Origin of the sequence: Methylomonas sp. Kb3, from assembly GCF_002834115.1 — a bacterium.
GTDB classification, from domain to species: Bacteria; Pseudomonadota; Gammaproteobacteria; order Methylococcales; family Methylomonadaceae; genus Methylomonas; species Methylomonas defluvii.
Map to the genome: position 1 here is coordinate 1 of NZ_PIZT01000040.1, position 787 is coordinate 787.

A 787-nucleotide genomic window follows, 5' to 3' on the forward strand; every position below is an offset into this window, starting at 1 on the left:
ATAAATGCACAAGCCAGGGCGATAGCACCTTCAAAATTGCGTTTTAGTTTGTCATATCGGGTGGCAATAGCTCTAAAATGTTTCAGTCGCGCAAATACGTTTTCAACGAGGTGGCGATATTTATAGAGACACCAGTCCATTTCCTCATTCCCGACTATTGAATTTTGTTTTCTTGGGATGGTGGGGACTGTGCCTTGGTCTCGAATTTGAATCCGTAACGGCTCGCTGTCATACCCTTTGTCTGCAATCATGTAGCCCGCCTGGGGGAGTTTGGCCACAAATTCCGGCGCTTCTTTGCAGTCATGTACTTCGCCCCCCGTAATCGAGAACTGGATGGGAAGTCCACCGGCATCAACCGCCATATGGATTTTGGTCGTGTTGCCTGCGACCGATTTCCCGATGGCTGTTGGATTTTCATGGGCGCCGCCGCTACTGTGTTGATGGGCTTTAATAATGCTGCCATCAATAAATAGCCATTCCAAATCAGGCTCAATCACTAGCGCCTGAAAGATACCCCTCAGCTTTTCTTGCAGTGACCAGGCATTGAAGCGCTTGTACACGGCATTCCACTTGCCAAAAGCGACGGGCAAGTCTCGCCAAGGGCAGCCAACACGCAAGCGATAAAAAATCCCTTCGACCGTTTGCCGAAGACCGGGTTTGTCGTAAATGCTGAAACTCAACATAATCGTTTTTAGCTTTTCCCAGTGGGTATCTGTAAGCAGTTGGCGTGGCATTCGCTAGCTATCGTTTGATTGAAAACTCAATCAATATGGCTCGCCAATCGATT

Annotated in this window: 1 protein-coding gene; it reads right to left on the bottom strand. The window is 48.3% G+C overall.

All coding sequences use genetic code 11. The features are described 5' to 3' along the window. Positions 1-734 (bottom strand): IS5 family transposase (locus tag CWO84_RS15045; RefSeq protein ID WP_101053541.1); only part of this gene is annotated, 734 nt, incomplete at its 3' end. Positions 735-787 lie beyond the last annotated feature (53 nt).